At 39.0% G+C, this 1,009-nt stretch carries 2 protein-coding genes; both read right to left on the minus strand.

From position 1 onward, the window contains the following. Window positions 1-77: 77 nt before the first annotated feature. Window positions 78-581 carry an IS630 family transposase gene (locus RT143_RS12290; RefSeq protein WP_007115010.1) on the minus strand — a complete coding sequence of 168 codons (504 nt, stop codon included), beginning with the start codon at window positions 579-581 and terminating at the stop codon, window positions 78-80. A gap of 31 nt (window positions 582-612) precedes the next feature. After that, window positions 613-915, minus strand: a complete 303-nt coding sequence (locus RT143_RS12295) for an IS630 transposase-related protein (RefSeq protein ID WP_007115011.1) — start codon at window positions 913-915, stop codon at window positions 613-615. Between the last annotated feature and the right edge of the window lie 94 nt (window positions 916-1,009).

Here is a 1,009-nt window from a genome sequence, read left to right on the forward strand (position 1 = left end):
TCAGAATATTCTAATCTCGCATATTTATATCAAAAATCGCCACAGGGCAACAACGCGCTATTCTATAGTAAAAGAAATTAAAAACTACCACAAATCCACATAAAGTAGAAGAATAGCTTATCGATATCATCAAGTCGCCAATCTTGTCTTAACCTTTTAACCCAAGCCCAAATATGTTCAATGGGATTGAGGTCAGGACTGTAAGGCGGCAACCAAAGAATTGTATGACCTGCTTGCTCGATAAGATTTTTAATATCTTCTCGAATGTGAAATCTAGCGTTATCCATTACAATCAAGCTATGTGGTGACAATGCAGGTAATAACAGATTTTTTGTCCAATGATAAAAGACATCAGCGTTAATATTAAAATCGTATAGCCCTACAGCAAACAGCTGATTACCATGAATAGCCCCAATCGCATTGGTGGTACTTTTTAGCTGCCAGTTGTAGCTATCAAAGCATTTTTGTCCCCTTGGTGCATAAGCATAAGGGCGATAGCTACTAGTTTTAAAGCCACATTCATCAAGGTAGATAATAGGTCGGTTGCTGCTTTGATAGTCTGCCAGTTGCTCGATAAACACTTGACGTTTTATTTCATCTGCCTGTGGGTGTTTAAGTATCTTTTTTTTGAGTGATTTTAAGCCGCTTTAAGGCTATCCCAATTGCTCTTTGAGTGCAGTTGAAACGTACGGCTCGCTCTCGTTGGTAGCTATCAGGGTATTTTTCGACATCTTGCTTGAGTAAAGCCATGTCGATTTTGCCTTTACGAGTTTTAACCACTTTACGTTCTGGTTGTTTTTTCCAGTTTTGTAAAGTGCGTGTGCTGATATTAAATTCTTGGGCAAGGCTACGAATGCTTCTTCCTGCTTTGTGCTTGTCCAGTATCATTTGTCGGTAGTCGGTTGAGTATGCCATTTTGTTATTGTAGCACTTCTATATTTCTTTAACTATACCTCATCGCTACTAGCAAAAGCTTGGTTGGCTAAGCCCAATTCAACTGCCTGTTTGC

Origin of the sequence: Moraxella sp. CTOTU48268, from assembly GCF_032069585.1 — a bacterium.
Taxonomy (GTDB): Bacteria; Pseudomonadota; Gammaproteobacteria; order Pseudomonadales; family Moraxellaceae; genus Faucicola; species Faucicola cinerea.

Excerpts from the sequence above, each read along its gene's own strand:
- RT143_RS12295 (WP_007115011.1), bottom strand. The coding sequence starts at position 915 with ATGGCATACTCAACCGACTACCGACAAATGATACTGGACAAGCACAAA.